Annotated in this window: 20 protein-coding genes and 1 pseudogene; 20 read left to right on the plus strand and 1 reads right to left on the minus strand. The window is 51.0% G+C overall.

Annotated features, from left to right (window positions below; translation table 11 throughout):
* Positions 1–8: 8 nt before the first annotated feature.
* The 4 genes and pseudogenes from H7848_RS07905 (at position 9) to rarD (ending at position 3168) form a co-directional block, all read left to right on the plus strand.
* Complete coding sequence (locus H7848_RS07905; RefSeq protein ID WP_208349801.1) at positions 9–482, plus strand: hypothetical protein; 474 nt, start codon at positions 9–11, stop codon at positions 480–482.
* Between the two features lie 120 nt (positions 483–602).
* A complete protein-coding gene (locus tag H7848_RS07910; RefSeq protein ID WP_208349803.1) occupies positions 603–1202 on the plus strand; it encodes a superoxide dismutase in 600 nt (199 codons plus the stop codon).
* Between the two features lie 164 nt (positions 1203–1366).
* Positions 1367–2224: pseudogene (locus H7848_RS07915) on the plus strand (DUF5996 family protein); the annotation flags it as partial.
* A 53-nt stretch (positions 2225–2277) separates the two neighbouring features.
* Positions 2278–3168, plus strand: a complete 891-nt coding sequence (rarD, locus tag H7848_RS07920) for an EamA family transporter RarD (RefSeq protein WP_208349810.1) — start codon at positions 2278–2280, stop codon at positions 3166–3168.
* On the opposite strand, the gene H7848_RS07925 is transcribed toward rarD, so the two are convergent.
* Entirely contained in the window at positions 3169–4101 is a 933-nt protein-coding gene (locus H7848_RS07925) for an L-lactate dehydrogenase (RefSeq protein ID WP_208349815.1), read from the minus strand.
* 109 nt (positions 4102–4210) lie between these two features.
* On the opposite strand from H7848_RS07925, the gene H7848_RS07930 reads away from it, so the two are divergent.
* From H7848_RS07930 to H7848_RS08010, 16 genes are all read left to right on the plus strand, one after another.
* A complete protein-coding gene (locus H7848_RS07930; RefSeq protein ID WP_208349819.1) occupies positions 4211–4573 on the plus strand; it encodes a winged helix-turn-helix domain-containing protein in 363 nt (120 codons plus the stop codon).
* Positions 4570–5322, plus strand: coding sequence for a molybdate ABC transporter substrate-binding protein (gene modA, locus H7848_RS07935; RefSeq protein WP_208349821.1), 753 nt, complete (start codon positions 4570–4572; stop codon positions 5320–5322). Before H7848_RS07930 ends, modA begins: the two co-directional genes overlap by 4 nt.
* Entirely contained in the window at positions 5322–6014 is a 693-nt protein-coding gene (gene modB / locus H7848_RS07940) for a molybdate ABC transporter permease subunit (RefSeq protein WP_419555502.1), read from the plus strand. Before modA ends, modB begins: the two co-directional genes overlap by 1 nt.
* Entirely contained in the window at positions 6014–7087 is a 1074-nt protein-coding gene (gene modC / locus H7848_RS07945) for a molybdenum ABC transporter ATP-binding protein (protein ID WP_208349828.1), read from the plus strand. Before modB ends, modC begins: the two co-directional genes overlap by 1 nt.
* Positions 7088–7237: 150 nt before the next feature.
* Positions 7238–9253 carry a methyl-accepting chemotaxis protein gene (locus H7848_RS07950; protein WP_208349830.1) on the plus strand — a complete coding sequence of 672 codons (2016 nt, stop codon included), beginning with the start codon at positions 7238–7240 and terminating at the stop codon, positions 9251–9253.
* 36 nt (positions 9254–9289) lie between these two features.
* Positions 9290–10321, plus strand: a complete 1032-nt coding sequence (locus H7848_RS07955; protein WP_208349832.1) for a protein-glutamate methylesterase/protein-glutamine glutaminase — start codon at positions 9290–9292, stop codon at positions 10319–10321.
* A 155-nt stretch (positions 10322–10476) separates the two neighbouring features.
* The gene (locus tag H7848_RS19790; protein ID WP_272874391.1) at positions 10477–10854 is read left to right on the plus strand and encodes a chemotaxis protein CheD; all 378 of its coding nucleotides are present in this window, start codon (positions 10477–10479) and stop codon (positions 10852–10854) included.
* A 314-nt stretch (positions 10855–11168) separates the two neighbouring features.
* Entirely contained in the window at positions 11169–12179 is a 1011-nt protein-coding gene (locus tag H7848_RS07965; RefSeq protein WP_208349837.1) for a DUF4123 domain-containing protein, read from the plus strand.
* Entirely contained in the window at positions 12179–13957 is a 1779-nt protein-coding gene (locus H7848_RS07970) for an HNH/ENDO VII family nuclease (protein WP_208349839.1), read from the plus strand. The genes H7848_RS07965 and H7848_RS07970 overlap by 1 nt, the downstream gene beginning before the upstream one ends.
* Positions 13947–14435, plus strand: coding sequence for an SMI1/KNR4 family protein (locus tag H7848_RS07975; RefSeq protein ID WP_208349841.1), 489 nt, complete (start codon positions 13947–13949; stop codon positions 14433–14435). The genes H7848_RS07970 and H7848_RS07975 overlap by 11 nt, the downstream gene beginning before the upstream one ends.
* Before the next feature lie 654 nt (positions 14436–15089).
* Positions 15090–15542: a hypothetical protein gene (locus H7848_RS07985; protein WP_174138113.1), complete on the plus strand. Its 453-nt coding sequence runs from the start codon at positions 15090–15092 to the stop codon at positions 15540–15542.
* Entirely contained in the window at positions 15535–15963 is a 429-nt protein-coding gene (locus tag H7848_RS20250; protein ID WP_174138114.1) for a tetratricopeptide repeat protein, read from the plus strand. The genes H7848_RS07985 and H7848_RS20250 overlap by 8 nt, the downstream gene beginning before the upstream one ends.
* 351 nt (positions 15964–16314) lie before the next feature.
* Complete coding sequence (locus H7848_RS20300; protein WP_208349846.1) at positions 16315–16599, plus strand: HNH endonuclease; 285 nt, start codon at positions 16315–16317, stop codon at positions 16597–16599.
* Position 16600: 1 nt separating this feature from the next.
* Positions 16601–17125, plus strand: a complete 525-nt coding sequence (locus H7848_RS08000; protein ID WP_208349848.1) for an SMI1/KNR4 family protein — start codon at positions 16601–16603, stop codon at positions 17123–17125.
* A 30-nt stretch (positions 17126–17155) separates the two neighbouring features.
* Complete coding sequence (locus H7848_RS08005) at positions 17156–17746, plus strand: hypothetical protein (protein WP_208349851.1); 591 nt, start codon at positions 17156–17158, stop codon at positions 17744–17746.
* A 2-nt stretch (positions 17747–17748) separates the two neighbouring features.
* Positions 17749–18162 (plus strand): hypothetical protein, encoded by a 414-nt coding sequence (locus H7848_RS08010; protein ID WP_208349854.1) that lies wholly within the window; start codon positions 17749–17751, stop codon positions 18160–18162.
* The last annotated feature ends 365 nt before the right edge of the window (positions 18163–18527 follow it).

An 18527-nucleotide genomic window follows, 5' to 3' on the forward strand; every position in this document is an offset into this window, starting at 1 on the left:
GGATCAAAATGACAAATTTACTCAAGGCTTTAGCGGCATTCATTATTTCTATCGGCGCAGCTTCCGCTGAAACCATTCAATGCAATTTCAAGCCGGCTGGCGCAAACGGCGATTGGATTGCCGAGGATGTGACAATCGAACTAGTGCCAAGCGGCAAGCGGATGATAACCGGGTTGCCTGAATTCAGCAGTATAACTGTTACTGATAGAATTATTAGGATGAATATTGGCAGTAGCACCGAAGCAGTTTTGCAGCAGATAACCGAAAATCGTATTGTTTTTCGGTGGAGCGTACCAGGCTTCCAAGATGAGGAAGGCACAAAATTGCTTAGGCTTCGTCAGAAATCATATGATCTGTCAACTCGTCTTACTATCTTAACCAAAACGAATAGAGCACTAATAACGACGACATCAAATGCCAGAAAGACATGGGGTGATAGCACTTCAATCAATGCCCGTGGATATTGTACGTTTTTAGATTAGAAGATCTCTAGGCTAGATATTTTTATAGTTAAGTATTTGTCATTTCATGACTTGACGTTAGGGGGGCGCCGCCTCAGGTAACACCCATATCGGAACATTCAAAAAGCAGAGGGGCCCAAAATGGCATTTGAACTTCCTGATCTTCCTTATGCACATGACGCCTTGGCCGACAAAGGCATGTCGAAAGAGACGTTGGAATATCACCACGACCTGCACCACAAGGCTTATGTCGACAACGGCAATAAGTTGATTGAGGGTACAGAGTGGGCTGACAAGTCGATGGAAGAGATCATCAAGGGCACCTATGACCCGAATGCGGTGGCTCAGAACGGTATTTTCAACAACATCAGCCAGCTTTGGAACCACAACCAGTTTTGGGAAATGATGGGGCCGGGCGACAGCAAGATGCCGGGTGAGTTGGAAAGCGCCCTGACCGAGGCCTTCGGGTCGGTCGATAAGTTCAAGGATGACTTCAGCGCGGCGGGGGCCGGGCAGTTCGGCTCGGGTTGGGCCTGGCTGGTGAAAGATACGGACGGCAGCCTGAAGGTGACCAAGACGGAAAACGGTGTGAACCCTGTGTGCTTTGGCCAGACCGCTTTGTTGGGCTGCGATGTGTGGGAACACAGCTATTACATCGACTTCCGCAACAAACGTCCGGCTTATCTGACGAACTTCTTGGATAACCTGGTGAACTGGGAAAACGTCGCATCGCGCATGTAGAACCGTATCGCTGAAAAAGGTTCTTGATGCCACGCTGTTTCAACGGCGTGGCATTCTTATTTGTGCTATTCAAATCCAATATGGTTTTGACATATTAAAGGGGAGGGGCGGAAATGACTGCGACTACATTGCCAGAACTCGATTACTAGGGTTGGGTCGATACCAAGGAAACGCTGCATCTTTTTCTACAGATCATCGGCAAGATTCGTATGACGTTGCACCCGAAGCTGAACCATTGGTGGCATGTCACGCTCTATCCGTCCGTTAGTGGTCTGACGACCGAGTTGATCCCTTATCCCAGCGGCGGTTTCACGATCGATTTTGATATGATCGACCATGAACTGCGGGTGCGCCGTGGTGGCGGTATACAAAGCTTTGTGGTTCAGGGGCTGACGGTTGCACAGTTCTACGCGCGTCTTCTTGAGGCGCTGAGCGCTCTTGATGTTCACGTTAAGATCAACGCGAAACCATATGAAAACAAAAGTACAATTCCATTCCCAGAGGATGACACGCATAAAACCTATGATGCCGTGGCGGCCACCGATTTCTGGCGGGTATTGTGCTGGGTGGCTTCGGTTTTCGAAACCTATCGCACCCGGTTTTGCGGCAAGCAGACGCCGGTGCAGCTTTATTGGCATTCCTTCGATCTGGTCGTCACGCGGTTTTCGGGTCTGCCCGCGCCGCTGGAAAATGCGCGTACCCAGTCGGATCGAGAGGCCTATTCGCACGAGGTGATCTCGGTCGGGTTCTGGCCGGGGGATGACAGTTATCCAAACCCTGCGTTTTATGGATATGCCTACCCCGAGCCAGAGAGATTGAACACCGTGCCTTTGCAGCCCGCAGCAGCGCAATGGGTGGAAAAGAACGGCGGTGCTTTGGCCGTGCTGAATTATGACGACGTGCGCAGTGCTGATGACCCAACGGCTGCTTTGCTTGATTTCCTAAACAGCCTTTACACAAGCTCCGAAAAGCTGGCTGGTTGGAGCAGCGATACTCTGGAACACAAATACGCAACCACCTGACCGACAACAATTAACGCTTGACCCGATCTGCCCGGAACTGCACTGCAGTCGGGATGAGCGAGACCAGGAAAGGCATATCGGCAATGATCGCGGCCTGCACGATTTGGGGCCTGTCGCCGCTGTTCTACAAACTGCTTGCCGCCGTTCCGCCGGGTGAGGTCTTGGCCCACAGAACGATCTGGTCCTTTGTGTTCTTCGCTGTCATCCTGATAGTGCAGGGCCGATTTATAGCGTTATTTCAATCCATTGCGTCGGCTCGATCATTTTGCATCATATTTTTCGCCAGTCTGATGATCGCAACGAACTGGTTTTTATTCATCTATTCGGTACAGGTCGGGCGCGTCTTAGAGGCATCGCTTGGCTATTATATCTTCCCCTTGGTGGCGGTTTTTCTGGGCACGGTTGTTTTCCGTGAAAGGCTGGTTCTGGTTCAGTGGGGGGCCGTGGTGCTGGCTGCTGCTGCTGTCGTTGTTTTGACGATCGGTCTGGCTGTTCCGCCGTGGATCGCTTTGACGCTTGCGATCACGTTCGGACTTTATGGCGTTGTAAAGAAAAGACTATCCATTGGCCCCGTTGCGGCCGAGGTTCTGATCTTGTTGCCGATCGCCGCGCTATGGCTGTATCTGATGCACAGTGGTCTTGCCACAGAAGGCAGGCCCGGCGCAGTCTGGGGGTTGGATGTGACGACGACCGCGCTGTTAATCGCAACGGGACCAATGACGGGTGGCCCGCTGATGTTGTTCAGCTATGCCAGCAAGCGGGTCGACATGGCCAGTCTGGGGCTGATCCAGTACATAAACCCCACGCTGCAATTCGGTTGTGCCGTTTTAATCTTTCTGGAACCCTTTACGATCTGGCATGCAATCGCCTTCCCGCTGATCTGGCTGGCACTTGCTGTTTACTCTGTGGCGGTGCTGCGCAGGATGCGCGCGGTCAAGTTGTAGTCAAAGCGATAGCCTATCGGCTAGGTCCCGGATCAGTGTCGCGCTTTTGATCAGCGCTTCTGTTTCGGTCTCACTCAGGTCCGGCATCAGGTCGGTTATGACACCATCGGCGCCGATCACGCGGGGCAGGGAAACGGGCACGTCCTTCACCCCCAAAATGTCATCCGACATGATCGACACGCTCAACACCGATCTTTCGTCATCCAGAATGGCGCGAACGATCCGCGCGACACCGGCACCGATGCCGTAATAGGTCGACCCTTTGCCATCGATAATGCTGTAGGCCGCATCGCGCACCTGGGTTGAGATATCTTCGATCTGTTTCGCACCCAAGGGCTTTTTCATCTGTTCGGCCAATTGTGTCACTGGTACACTGCCCGCCATCGCGCTGGACCAGATCGGCACCTCGCTATCGCCATGTTCGCCCAAAACATAGGCATGCACCGACTGCGGTGTGATGCCCAGATACCCCCCCAGAAGCGTTCGAAAACGGGCGGTGTCCAGAACCGTGCCGGTGCCGATCACCTGCTGTTTCGTGTTGTCTGACAACTTCCAGGCCACATAGGTCATGACATCGACGGGATTCGTAGCCACAACCAGCAAAGCATCGGGAGCGTATTCTTCAATCTGTCCGATCACCTGTCGGAAAACATCTGCATTGCGGTCCAGCAGAGCCACGCGGCTTTCACCGGGTTGCTGGTTGACCCCCGCTGCTATCACAACAACGCGCGCACCTTTCAGATCTTCGTAGCCGCCAGAGGTCACCTGCACCGGTGCGGCAAAAGGCGTCGCGTGCGAGATATCCTGCGCATGGGCCAGCGACAGCTTGTCATTCTGGTCCACCAGAACGATCTGACTGCCCACGCCCATCAAGGCCATTGCATACGCAGAGGCGCTTCCCACCATACCTGCGCCCACGACTCCTACTTTCATGCTGATCCCCTTTTTCCCACCTTGTGGCAGTCTGCCTGAAATCCATGACAGGGGGTAGACAGGAAATCACTTTTCGATATGTTCGACGGGGAATAACGGCGGAAATCTGATGACTGATCCTGACAAGGAATTCCGGGTGCGTGTGGTCTTTGACAACGCGGGCATGATCGGCCCGGGCAAGGCTGATCTTTTGCAGAAAATCGATGAAACGGGATCGATCTCGGCGGCCGGGCGTCAAATGGGTATGAGCTATAAGCGCGCCTGGATGCTGGTCGATACGATGAATACGATTTTCAAGGCTCCGGTCGTGTCAAGCAGCCGCGGTGGGGCCCAGGGCGGCGGGGCGGCCTTGACCGATATGGGGCAAAAGGTGCTGAAACATTACCGTGATATGCATGGGGCGGCATGGCAGGCGGCGCAACCCGATATGGATGCTTTGAAAGCCCTGCTGAAGGAAACCCAGAAAGCATGAGACGGCTTTTCCTGACGCTTGTCGCATTTGTTTCTCTGTCCGGCCCGGCATCCGCCCGTGATGACATTATTGTTTTCGCAGCGGCCAGTTTGAAAACAGCTTTGGACCAGGTTGTGTCAGACTGGAATGAAAACAGTGACCAAAAGGTTCTGGTGTCCTATGGAGGCAGTTCGTCGATGGCCCGCCAGATAGAATATGGCGCACCGGCTTCGGTCTTTCTGTCGGCCAATGTGGACTGGATGCACTACCTGCAGGACCGCGGCGCAATCCAGCCCGACACGCGGCGGGAAATCCTCAGCAATCGGCTGGTTATTGTGGCCCCCGCGCCAGCAGGTCCGATTGCGATAACGGATCAGGATCAGATTATTTCCCGTCTGGGACAAGGCCGGTTTGCCATTCCCATCACCCGCGCGGTTCCAGCAGGTCAATATGGAAAAGCAGCGTTAGAGGCGACAGGGCTTTGGCCTATCGTCGCAGATCATCTGGCGGAAACCGACAACGTACGCACTGCCCTGGCCCTAGTCGCCCGGGGGGCCGCACCCCTGGGGCTGGTCTATAGGACAGATGCTATGGTTGAGCCTCGGGTCGCGATTGTCATACAGTTCCCGGCCGACACTCACCCGGCCATTACCTATGCGGCGGCTTTGACAACCGTCGCCGATCCCGGCGCGGACGCATTTTTGGACCACATGTCGTCGGACAGCGCCCTTCAGCATTTCGAAACGCACGGATTTATTGTGTTGCAATGATCACCGGTTTACCTCCCGAAGTCTTGCAGGCGCTGGCATTGTCCCTGCGCGTGGCAATCTGGGCAACGATCGTGTCGCTGCCGTTGGGTTTGCTGGTGGCCTATGCATTGGCGCGATGGTCTTTCTGGGGGAAAGGTCTGCTGAACGGCCTGGTGCATCTGCCCCTTGTGCTGCCGCCCGTCGTGACGGGATACGCTTTGTTGCTGATGTTGGGTCCGAACGCCTTTGTCGGACGGTGGCTGGCAGATAGTTTTGGCATCATCTTTGCCTTTCGCTGGACCGGTGCCGTGCTGGCGGCGGGGATCATGGCTTTTCCGCTGATGGTACGGTCTATTCGCCTGTCCATCGAAGCCGTGGATCAGGGGTTGGAACAGGCGGCGGCGACGCTTGGTGCCTCACGATTGCGCTGCTTCATGACCATTACGTTGCCGATGATCCTGCCCGGCATATTGGCTGGTACGGTTCTGACATTTGCCAAAGCGATGGGGGAATTCGGCGCCACGATCACCTTTGTCGCAAGTATCCCCGGGGAAACCCAGACCATTCCATCCGCGATCTATGCCTTTCTGCAGGTGCCCGGTGCTGAACAGATTGTCTATTGGCTGGTGATCTTTTCCGCCAGTATTGCACTGCTGGCCGTTCTGATCAGCGAAGTCATTGCCCGCAAATTGGCAAAACGGTTGGCTGACTGATGTTGGACATAGATATCAAGGTCAACCGTACAGGTTTTCATCTGTCGGCCGCGTTTCGCACCAATGCCGGGATAACCGCGATCTTTGGGCCGTCGGGGTCTGGCAAAACCACATTGATCAACTGTGTCGCCGGGCTGGTGCAACCGGATCAGGGCGTAATCCGTCTTGGCGACCGGACCTTTTATGACCGCACAAAGTCGATAAATTCCGCCGTTCCCAAAAGGCGCGTCGGCTATATATTTCAAAATCCACGTCTTTTTCCCCATTTGTCTGTCGAACGAAACCTGATGTATTCGGTGACCAGCAGGCGTGATATGTTTGACCAAGTCGTTGATTTGCTGGATCTTTTGGATCTTTTACAGCGTTGGCCAAGGCATCTTTCAGGCGGTGAACAGCAGCGGGTCGCGATCGGACGCGCGCTTTTGTCTGATCCGCAGATTTTGCTGATGGACGAACCGCTTTCGGCCTTGGACCGAACCCGTCGCGATGGGATATTGAACTATTTGGAAAAGCTGCGCGATCAGACGGATATGCCAATCCTCTATGTCAGTCATGACCTGGACGAGGTCGCGCGTCTGGCCAATCAGATTGTTGTGCTGGACAAGGGTCAGATGATTGCAGCAGGCGACAGCGAAAGGCTTTTGTCCGATCCATCGCTTTTGCCGCATTTCGGCTTGCATCAGGGCGGCTCGGTGATTTCGGCCAGAATACGGGCACATCATTCCGAAGGTCTGACAGAGCTTGACAGTGAAGCCGGTCGTTTGTTTCTACCCCGGATCATTGGCGAAATTGACGAAATGCACCGCGTACAGATCAGGGCCAGTGATGTCATTCTGTCGACGCAGCCAATCGACCAGATCACTGCCCTGAACCAACTGACAGGCCAGATCGAAACGATCCATTTAGGCGGTGGCCCGGGGGCTGCGGTCATTCTGCGCAAGGGGGATACGCGATTGATGGCGCGCGTCACACAAAAGTCCCTTCAGCATCTGCGGCTGAAGGTCGGTCAGACCTGCCATGCAATTTTCAAGGCCACAGCGATCAAATCTGCGGGCCGTGCGCCGCGTCAATAAATTTTTATTGATTTGGCCTTGCACAACGCCGGGTCTTGCATCGGACTTAAAGACTTTCTTCATTCATTGCCTCCATTGCTAGACGGAAATCGTCGTATGCGGGCCAGATTCTGCCCCGAAAATAGCTTTGAAAGACGCGGAGAAGTCGAAATGCAAATTCGCAACGGTAGAAATGCGGTTTGGGCATGGCCTGTATTTACGGTCGTTTCATTGGCAGCAGTGATGACAGTTTTGCAGATCATGGGGCAGGGTGGTCTTTTGGCCATACCAGTGGCTGTCGGTGTGGCGGTCCTGGGCTGCCTTTTGACAATACGGTCAAACCGTATGCACCTTGCTTTGCTCGAAGCCGCAGTTGACGACATTGTTGACGACCCGACAGGCGATCTTGGTGTTAAAATTCAGCATATCGGCGATTTGCTTAAAACCCAAAAAACCGATCTGCAAGATGCGGCAATCTATCGGCAATTCTTTAAGGATTCGAATCTGCCACATCTTGTTCTTGATAGCGAACAACGGGTCATTGGCTGTAATCCCGCCGCCCTTGATCTGCTGAATAATGGCCAGATGTCCAGATCCGAAGATATAGCAGGAACGGATATCGCGACGTATGGTCCATTGGGTCAGCAGATCGTCCAGGCTTTGAAGAAGGGCGAAACCGAGTTTGATGTAGTGGTCGAAGATCAGTTTTTCAGCATCAACGTGGTCGCTGTGGAAACAGCAAACGGGTCAGGAACGGCGATCAGCATTCGTGATGTTTCTGTTGATATTATTGGTCATGCGATTAGCCGCGCATTCCAGAGGGATGCTTTGGTCGTCGAATTTGATGCGCAGGGGCATTTTTTGCAGGCCGATGAAGGCTTTAAAGCGGCCACTGCAGATAATGACACGACTTTGGCAGGAAAGACGATCGATGACATGTTCACACCAGATCAAGGCGCCAGTGACATGTTCGTTGTGCCAAGCCGTAAAGGTGATCTTTGCTTGAAGGGTGTCTTTGCCGAAGTCCGCAAATCCTCGGGACAACTTGTCAAAACTGTTTTTGCCGGCACGGATGTAACATCACTTTATCTCGCTCATACCACGGCCAGCGAACAGGATGTTGCCGACGTGGAAGAGCTTAAGATGATCATCGAAGCCCTTGGCGCTGGATTGGCAAAAATGTCGAAAGGTGACCTTTCAGTTACGATTGATAGTCAGTTTAAATCCGAATACGACGCTATTCGGGATCATTTCAACATGACTGCCGCAAATCTTTCCCAGGCCATGTTGGATTTTCTGCAAAATGCTGACGGCATTCGTCACGAAGCAGCCGAAATCAGTTCTTCGGCTGATGATCTGTCACAACGAACCGAACGTCAGGCATCGACCCTGGAACAAACGGCCTCGGCTTTGGATCAACTCACATCATCGGTCAAGTCAGCTGCAGACGGCGCAAGTCGTGCCAATAGCATTGTCGATAATGCCAAAGCCAATGCCGAAGCCAGCAGTGGTGTTGTTCAGGATGCGATTACCGCGATGGGTGAAATTCAAAGTTCGTCTGGTGAAATTGCGAAGATTACCGATGTGATCGAAGAAATAGCGTTTCAGACGAACCTCTTGGCTCTGAATGCCGGTGTCGAAGCGGCCCGAGCTGGGGATGCTGGCCGCGGTTTTGCGGTGGTTGCATCGGAGGTCCGCGCTTTGGCGCAGCGATCTTCTGACGCGGCGCGTGAAATCAATCAACTGATCACGACCAGCCGTGATCACGTCAAACGCGGTGTTGATCTGGTTGGGGAAACCGGACACGCCCTTGAGGAAATGGTTACGTCGGTTTCTGAAGTTGCCACTCAGGTCGCAGAAATTGCAGCGTCTTCACAAGAACAGTCCACAGGTTTGGCTGAAATCAATCAGGCGGTGACTCAGCTTGATCAGGTGACACAGCAAAACGTCGCCATGTTCGAGGAAACCACCGCGGCCAGCCACGCCCTGACAAAGGCTGCCGAAGAACTTAAGCGGACGGTCGACAAATTTCACACGGCAGGCAGCACTGCACCTGGTGCGCAAGTTCGTCCGCAAGCCCCGGTGAAAATGTCACCGCCAGTTCAAAAATCAGGATCGACAGTTGTCGGAAACACCAAACTAGAGCAGCCGATCGAAAGCGATGAAGACGATTGGCAGGACTTTTAAAGCCCGCGGTCAAGGCACTTCAAGCAAGAGGCTGATATGAAACCAGTAAGCGTTTTGATTGTCGACGACTCGGCAACGGCTCGAAAAATAATCCGTGCAAATCTTGAAAAGGACGGCCGTTTTATGATCGCAGGCGAAGCTGCCAGCGCGCATGAAGCACGTGCAGCTATCAAGACGCTTAACCCTGATGTATTGACACTGGATGTCGAAATGCCCGTGATGAGCGGCCTTGAGTTTCTAAAACGTCTGATGCGTTTGCGCCCGATGCCGGTCATGATGGTCTCAAGTCAGACGGAAAAAGGTAGCCAACGCGCCCTTGAGGCGCTAAGTTTGGGGGCCGTTGACTGTATCGGTAAACCAAAATCTATTGCGGGTAATGAGCTAAAGTCACTGGCCGACCGCCTATACACAGTGGCGCACGCAAAAACCCATACCAGCAGTGTTTCGATGCGTGTCGAAAGCTCAAGCAGCTGGAAATGGAATGGTAAAATCGTGCTTCTGGGTGCGTCAACTGGTGGCGTTGGCGCAATTGAGGCGATCCTTGCTGGAATGCCCGCCCGCTGTCCGCCAATTCTGATTGCGCAACACATGCCTGAAGGCTTCCTGCGAAGTTTTGCAACCCGGCTGGACAGAATGTTTCAGCCCCGCGTCAAAATCGCTGAACATAACGAAAAACTGACGCCGGGCCATCTTTATCTAGCGCCGGGGGGCGGCATGGATTTGCAGGTTCAAGGAAGAAATGCATTGATGTGCAGTTTGCAACCGGGGCAGCCTGAGGACATGTATTCACCATCTGTCGATGTGCTTTTTAAGTCAGGTGTGCAACTTGGATCAAAGGTCGTCGGAGTTGTCTTGACCGGAATGGGGCGCGATGGTGCCGAAGGCATGCTGCAGCTAAGACAGGCAAACGCCTATACAGTCGCGCAGGATGAACAAACCTCGGTTGTGTATGGAATGCCCCGGGCCGCGGTTGAGGACGGTGCAGTGGTTCAATCCGCGCCAATTGACAAAATCGCTGATTTGATTTTATCGCGCACGAATGCGCTTGAAAGAGGCGCTGCGCAATGAATGACCCGACTAAAACAAAGGATCAGATATTGCACCTTGCACAAGGTGATTACCTGATCAGTTCGGATCCGAACGTCATGATCTCGACAACATTGGGGTCATGTGTTTCTGTCTGTCTTTGGGACCCGGTTCTGAAATGCGGCGGTATGAACCATATGTTACTTCCTGATCATACCAAAAACAGCCACACTTGGGAATTTCAGGACGTTCACGCGATGGAGCTTTTGGTGAACGCGTTGATCAAGGCGGGCGCCCTAAAACGCAATCTGCAGGCAAAGGTTTTTGGCGGCGCCCAGATGGTGAAGGGGCTTTCGGAAATAGGCGAGCAGAATGGCGTTTTTGCAGTCAAGTTTCTTGAGCAGGAAGGCATACCATGTCTGGCAAAAAGTCTAGGAGGGCAGCAGGCCCGCCGTATTCAGTTCTGGCCAGCAACGGGACGGGTCAGACAAAGACTCGTCAAGGCGGTCGATACGATTATCAGTAAGCGTAAGCCCAAACCTGTTGTTACTGGTGGCGATCTGGAACTTTTCTGACAAATTGCTGTGGGCCGCTTAAGCTGCACGAGTTTTTGTCACAGCAAAAAACGCGCAGCCTAAAGAATGAGTGACATGTCGGTGATCCGAGCCATGGCCCTGGGGCATACAACGGGGGCGCGCAGCGGGCCCCTTGTCAAGATGTGCACCGCTCCGGAAAACCCAGAGCGGTTCAGTTCCGCATGAAGGTCAGCCATCCCGGATGGTTGAAGCGGTCATTATACCGGAACCAGACCAATTCTTTTTGCGCGTGACTCAAGCTCGAGATTGCTCTATCCAAGGGATATTGAGTGTTCACATTCTCTTGAAGGCAGATGTCGCAAAACCCTTTGGAAATCCAGACCTTTGAGGATGTCCAGCCGCTGGATGACCAATTGGGCGTTTTCCCACCCAAACCCATGCCAGATGCGCTCTATGAACCTTTATTCGGCCAAACTGACCCAGACGTGCCCTTACACACCTACGCCATTTTGGATGCAGCCAAAATCGCCAACCTGCCGGATATCCTGGCAGGCACTGATCTGGAGCATCGCTGCCTGTTCAAAGGTAAGGGCGAAGAAGACCTGGGCGCGGTTGGCCCCTGGATCGTCAAGCTGGACGAAGACCACAGTCTGACGCGCAGCCTTTTCACCGATGACCCACAGGACGACATGCCCTGGGTCCATTGGGCCAAAGACCCGGGCATCTATATTCGCGCGACGGCCTCGCTGACAGCGCTATGGCAGCATTTCCGCAAGTTCACCAAATTCACTGATAAGACTGGTAAATCCTATTTCTTCCGCTTTTGGGAGCCGTTGGTGGCCGATGCCTACCTGGCCAATGTCGCGGGCGAGGATCAGCGGTTCCGCATGTTCTATCAAACCGCCAGGGGCGAGATGATCCATAGCATTCTCTGCTGCCAGTCCTGGGGACGCACGACGCTTTATACGGCCAACCCCTTCACCCCCGACCCCGAACAGCGACAAGGGTTCTTTCTGACGCAATCCGACCTAGATGCCTTCGCCCGCGCCACCCGCGCCCGCCACATCCGCCTGATCGCCACAGACCTGCGCGAGGACTTCCCGGACCAGACCCAAGACCTGAACCCCGATTCTCTGACCGCGTTCGTCGCCAAAACGATTGACCACATGCAGGCCCACGGTTTCCAGAAACGCCAAAATCTACGTGTTCTGGCCGCGTGGGAGTTGTTTTATGGCCCCAATTTTGAAGGTAAAGACCCAGACGGAATGTTGCAAGATATCTGTCAATCCTGTACGCCTGAAACCAAGAAATTTAAGCAGCTTGAAGCCCGCATCACCGATTTACACCAAAAGGAATTGCTTTGATGGCTGGTTCAGAAACACCTTCCCCATCCGATATCGCTGCCCGTGCATCTGCGGGTGGCAACAGTCCCGGACCTATAAATCGGATCGTGCAGCCCTGCCGCGGCACCATTGACCTTGAAGCTGCGTTTGCAGATCACTGGCGAACATCGATCACCAATGCACCGATCTATATCGAAGATAGCGAACGTGTAGTCTGCGAAGGGGCATATCTGACCGAAGGGCTTAATGCTCATGATTTGACAGATGGCGATGCGCCGGTCGAACCGATTGTAACACTCGGCACTTTTGCGGAAGAAGAAGTTGCTTATGGTCCGGTTTGGGCAGGCCTTATGCCTGATCCGTCAGGCGATGCCGAAGCGGACGCCGGCATGGATGAGTTGGGGGCGGCCCTGACAACCTTTCGCGACCAGTCCATCGAAAACCTTTCTGAATGGGTCACGGCCTGGGAAGAACGCGGCATTATGTCGATCTATGATGCCAAGAAACGCGGTGTTATGAACGGGCTGAACGCCTGGTGGAAGGGCGAGACCGAGTTTTGGGGCGGCGTAAGCACATTTGCCATACAACAGGCAGAACGCGCACAAAACTGGTATAATGAGTATTACGAAAATAAAAGCCCAATGGAACAAGCCATGCTTGATAGTCCATTGGCTGTGGGTGTTTTGTACGCGGATTACACAAAGTGGTTCTACGGCACGATTGCCGATGGTGTTTCAAGTTTCTTTTCGGATAATGAAGGCCTGGCAGATTATATCGATACCATAATGACCGCCTTGCGCGATCTGGCGTCTGGCACGGTTGATGTGATGCAAAAGGCGATCGAGGCGCTGATGGACCTGCCCGGTGATCTGGCCGCCGGGCTGAAACATGCATGGGAAACCGGGCAGGAATGGAAAGAACGTATGGTGCTGATCGCCAGCGAAACCAATGCGTTCGAAGCTGTCTTCCATGTGCTTGGCGCGGTATTAATGAACATGACGCCCAACTTCTGGGCCGAGATGATCGGTGTCATAGAGGGGTTCATCCTGCCCGAGATCGTCATTACCGTGGTTCTGGCGGTCATCGCGGCGCTATCAGGTGGAACGCTTGCCGCAGGGCTTGTGACGAAAGTGGGCGGAATGGTGGCAAAGTGGGCTAACATGGCGAAGATCGCCTCGGGTCCTGTGGCCAAATGCCTGAATGTCATCGTCAGCATTGTCGAAGCCTTCCGCACCGGGATCACCGCCCTGGGCAAAATCGGCCGCGGCCTGCACAAATCCATGAGCGACCTGGTTGAAACAGCCGCAAACGGAACGGCCCGAATTGTGAGGCCGCTGAACCAATACAAGGTCGAGATTGATCCGACCACTCTTGGAATTAATGGCGGAAGTATCAGGATTGTGAGGAAAGCAGACCCGCGCTGGACCGCAAAAGATGTTGCCGGACGAAGGGTTTATCAAAGGGATGATTTGTTTGATCCCGATTATGTAGATCCTGAAACAGGCTTAACAAACCGTCAGCTTATGCAAGATGGTCAAGCCCCTATTGGTCATGATGGTCGGCCTGTAAATTTACACCATATGACTCAAGATGAGCCTGGCGTTATGGCCGAAGTAGGTGGACGAATGCACAGTGAGAATGATAGGATTTTACACATGTATTCAAATCAGTATGATAAAACTTGGGTTGGTCCAGACGGGGTTCGTCGACCTTACTCAAGTGCCCCACCGTCTATGAACAGAGGGCCTTTCAACCGTTGGAAACGTGAATATTGGAAAGAGCGAGCAAATGACTTCTAAATTGACAGGTAAAGAGGCATATATTCGCGCGATAGATCAATTAGAACAGGCTGGGATTAAACCACTTGTTAAGTTCCCCGCATCCAATGATAATATTTCTAAACTTGAACAACATTTAGAGATAGCACTACCGATTTCATACAAATGTATGCTTCGTGACTTTGGTATACTTATGTTTGAGGGTAATATGATCTATGGTCTCGGCAAAACTGGAGTTTTTGGCAACTCGGCTCCAAATGTCGTATTTGTAACTAAAGATCGTATTGAAAACTCAGAAATTTCGCAAAGTATGATTGAGATCATGCCGTCTGGCTACGGACCCTTTTTCGTCATTGATTGCTCTAAGATGGATGCTGATGGCGAAGCGCCAGTTTACTTAGTTTCAGCCGGTGGTTATGAAGTCGAATGTGAGAAAGTCGCAGACAGTTTCGGCGAGTTTCTGTTGAACGAAGTTAACATGCTGCTCGAAGAGACTTGACCCTACAGCAGCCACGCTGGCGACCACAGCCAAGTATATTGTGATCATTCGGGCTGCCTGTTGCCTAGGCATTATCGTTGACATCATCAACGCCTTTCGCATTGCTGTCACTGGTTTGGGTAAAATCGGCCGCGGGTTGCACAAAACCATGGGCGACATGGTCGAGATCGCAGCGAACGGTACTGCCCGGATTGTGAGACCGCTGAACCAGTATAAGCTTGAATATATCGGATATCAGCCAGGCACACTATATTCTAATCCGCTCGCTGTCGTTAGAATCGTGCGGAAGAGTTTGCGACGACAGTATCTTGGAGCTACGCCAAGTAAGTACTCAAAAACGGGACGAGAAGTTCGTGAGCGAATGCGGCGAGAAGGAACTCTTAGAACAAACCCTCGTACTGGGAAAGATGAATTTCTTGATGAAAATGGAACTTGGCGGCTAGTTGATAGTCCAAATACTCATATGGGACACCATCCAGTTGATGCTGTCGATTATTGGAATAATACAGGACGATATCATGGGGCAAAATCATCGCAGGTCCGGGATTGGATGCTGGATTCAAGCAACTACCGCTTTGAGTATGGGCCACTCAACACATCTCGTGGTGGTGCAACACCATCAAGATACTTGCCACCAGCTACGGAGTAAGAATTATGGTACGTAAACCAGAAATTGAAGGACCGCTTAGAATAGAAATCGATTCTATTCTTCAACGTTCAGGCAAAGCTTATCAAGAAAACAATCTTGAGTTATCTCTGAAGCTTGGTATTGAGGCTTGGAATATCATTCCTGATCCAAAATCGCACTGGGACTATTATCCTCAAAGCCTATCAACTAGCTTCGTTGAGGACTTTTCTCGTTTGGGCAAGGTTTCCGAGACAAAAAAATGGATAAATACTGTTTACGAAATGTATGGTGACCCAGATCGTCAAGATCATTATACGCTTATGATTGAAGGCAGCGCACTTTACAAACTTGGACTAAAAGAAGAAGCATATGATGTCTTTGGCCGTATCTATGAACTTTATGATCGTGATGGCTTCAAAGGCGAGCATTTGGAATACCTTGAATTTTATCTAAAAGAGCGAGCAAAAAGACGTGGATGAGCTTCCAGACGATATTTTTGAGCAAATCGAAGTCTTGTCCGAAGATGGAAACGTCGCCTTAGATACGGGCAAGCCTGATGAAGCCATTGGATATTGGAGGAAAGCGCTTGGTTTGTTGCCGGAGCCGCAGTCGAAATGGGATGCGGCGATGTGGCTTTATGCATCCCTTGGCGATGCTTACCGGGCCAAAAATGATCATGAAAATGCTCTTTCTGCCTTTCAGTCTGCGAATGCATCCGGCGACGGTGCGATGAACGCATTTGTTCAGTTTGGTCTTGGGGTATCGCTTTATGATCTTGATCGTAAAGATGAAGCAACTAATCCACTGTTACGTGCTTATATGATGGAAGGTCGTGATATCTTCAAAGAAGAACCATTTGGTTATCTAAAACATTTAGCAGATCAAAAACTGATTGATTAGAAAAGCCTACGTTTCCCAATATCTAAAAAATTTTCGCTAAATCAATGCTTTCCGAGCGTCGATCACTGCTCTTTGCAAGATCGGACGCGGGTTGCACAAAACCATGGGCGACATGGTCGAGATCGCAGCGAACGGTACCGCCCGCATAGTTCGGCCGCTGAACCAGTATAAGGCGGAGTTTGTCGGGTTTAATCCCGGTACACTCTATTCAAATCCAGTTCCGATCAGGATTGTGCGGAAAAACCCTCGAACGCGTATTCCAAGAAAAACGGTCGTTGGGATGGCGAGCCGGGAAATGGAACTTGGTATCCTGACAACACTGATGCTAAATCTGTTTTAGGTAATGATGGTGTGCCATTTGAAAACGGGCGTCCTGATTTTAGTAGGTGGTCCAAAGGTGAATTAGAATTTGAACCTGGTGTTCTTGATGGGAGTTCACAAGATTTTACCCGAGTTTATGAGCAAGTCAAAAATGCGAAAGGATTACCCTCAAATGATGCAGCGCGACAATATCTGCGAGATATTGGATTGACTCCTCATCACCATAGCGACACCTTAATTCAACTGATACCGACTAAATTACATGGAAACGTTCCACACATAGGCTCAGCTTCAGATATGAGGAGTGTTCTTTGATATGTCACTTAATCCAAAAATAAAAATTGTTCCGCTATCAAAGCAAGATTCTGTATTATCCAAAACTGAAGTTGAGAAAATAGTAGGGATACATATTCCAGAAAGTTTAGTAAAACTTCTTCCATCCGATGGTCAAGCTGCAGGCTTCAACATGACTGTTGAAATAGAGCCTCAAGAAAAAAATCCATTAGTGGGTAGCAACAATAAACAAGCTGTATCGACTTTATTTGGACTTGGTCGTGGTGATCATGGAATTGTATCAGAATTTGAAAGACTTAAAGACCGTATTCACGGTAATTGTATCCCTATTGCGGATGACAGTTTAGGCAATGCTTTTGTAATCGATACTCTGACAAGAAATGTCCTATTTTGGCATCATGAATGTCAAGATGGTGAGGGAAGCCCGGCAGCGCTTAGCCTAGTATCAAGATCTATGGAAGATTTTATAGATGGCCTTTTACCTGGAACAGAGCCAAATAGCGAAGATCTCAATCGCGGTGTCAAAAGAGTGCGCTTCGATTTCTAGGTTATTGATTTAGCGAGCTTATTCTTATGTTTGACCACTAGAACAGGCAAACTGGCCACCGAGGCTGTCGATCTTGCCACGATCCAGGTCGCCCGCTGTCTGGGGGTAATCGCCGATATCATCACCGCCTTCCGCACCGGGATCACCGCCCTGGGCAAAATCGGCCGCGGCCTGCACAAATCCATGGGCGACATGGTCGAGATCGCAGCGAACGGTACCGCCCGCATAGTTCGGCCGCTGAACCAGTATAAGGCGGAGTTTGTCGGGTTTAATCCCGGTACACTCTATTCAAATCCAGTTCCGATCAGAATTGTGCGGAAAGTAGGACGGCCCAGAATCCTAGATGGTAATTCTAGAAAGGGCTGGGAACATATTCAAAAACGACATATGCAACCAGATGGGGAGGCAGACCTTTTCGCTCCTGGAACAACGCGTGAGCAACTTCAGGATGCGGCGGATGAAATTGTTCAAAACGGCACCCGGCAAACGCCACCAACGAATAAAGTTCAAACTTTCACAAAGCGAATGACAATTAATGGTATGAGAGCAAACTATAAGGTTGTCGTTGATACGGCCACCGATGAGGTTGTAACAATGTATCCTATGTTAGGAGGAAGCTAGTAGTGTTTTACATTACAAAAGCCGGTGAAGATTATCCAGATCCATACGATATCGGATGGTTACATTTAAAAGACAAAAAAACCGGACTAAGTAGTGAAGATGCTCAGTCCTCCAAAAATTACATGGTTTATGTTGAATTACTTAACTTTTTTGGGATGGCTTATACAGCTTATATAAATTCAACAAAAGAATCCTATACTTTTGACGACGGTCATAAATCGATTTTTGATGGAGATAGGAAAATTGCTTCGCTTTCTTTTTCTGGTATCAAGATAGAAATGGATTTGAAAGAAGTACTTCAAGAATTGCAAGAGACGCTTAAACAAAGCTGTATCGATTTAGCCAAACACCCTGATTCAAATAATTCAATCATTTTAGATCTAAAAGACTCATTTGAGATAAGTAAAAATTTATAGACACATAGAAAATAAATACGGCGAATAAACCACTGATTAACTAAACCAACGCTAAAGTTGGCCCGACAAATCTGAATAGGTGAGTTAGGTGGATTTTCTGCTCTTGATCCGGCAGCGTGCCGGGACGAAGGAGCGAAAATGGCAAGACGACCAAGACGGACCCATGTCCAGCCCCATTTCTATGGGCCAGTTTTGAGCAGTGTTTCTGGAATGGGCGGACGCATGTTTAGGGCCTGATGTGTAAAGCACACGATTTGATCTGACATTTCTGCTCTTATGGAGCGCAAGAAGGAGTGTCGATCAATGACAAGCATTCAAGAGAAGATCATCAAACCGAAGCTCGGGCTGCTGGAATTGGCCAAGCA

Source organism: Pseudaestuariivita rosea (assembly GCF_017592335.1).
In the GTDB taxonomy this organism is placed as follows: Bacteria; Pseudomonadota; Alphaproteobacteria; order Rhodobacterales; family Rhodobacteraceae; genus Parasulfitobacter; species Parasulfitobacter rosea.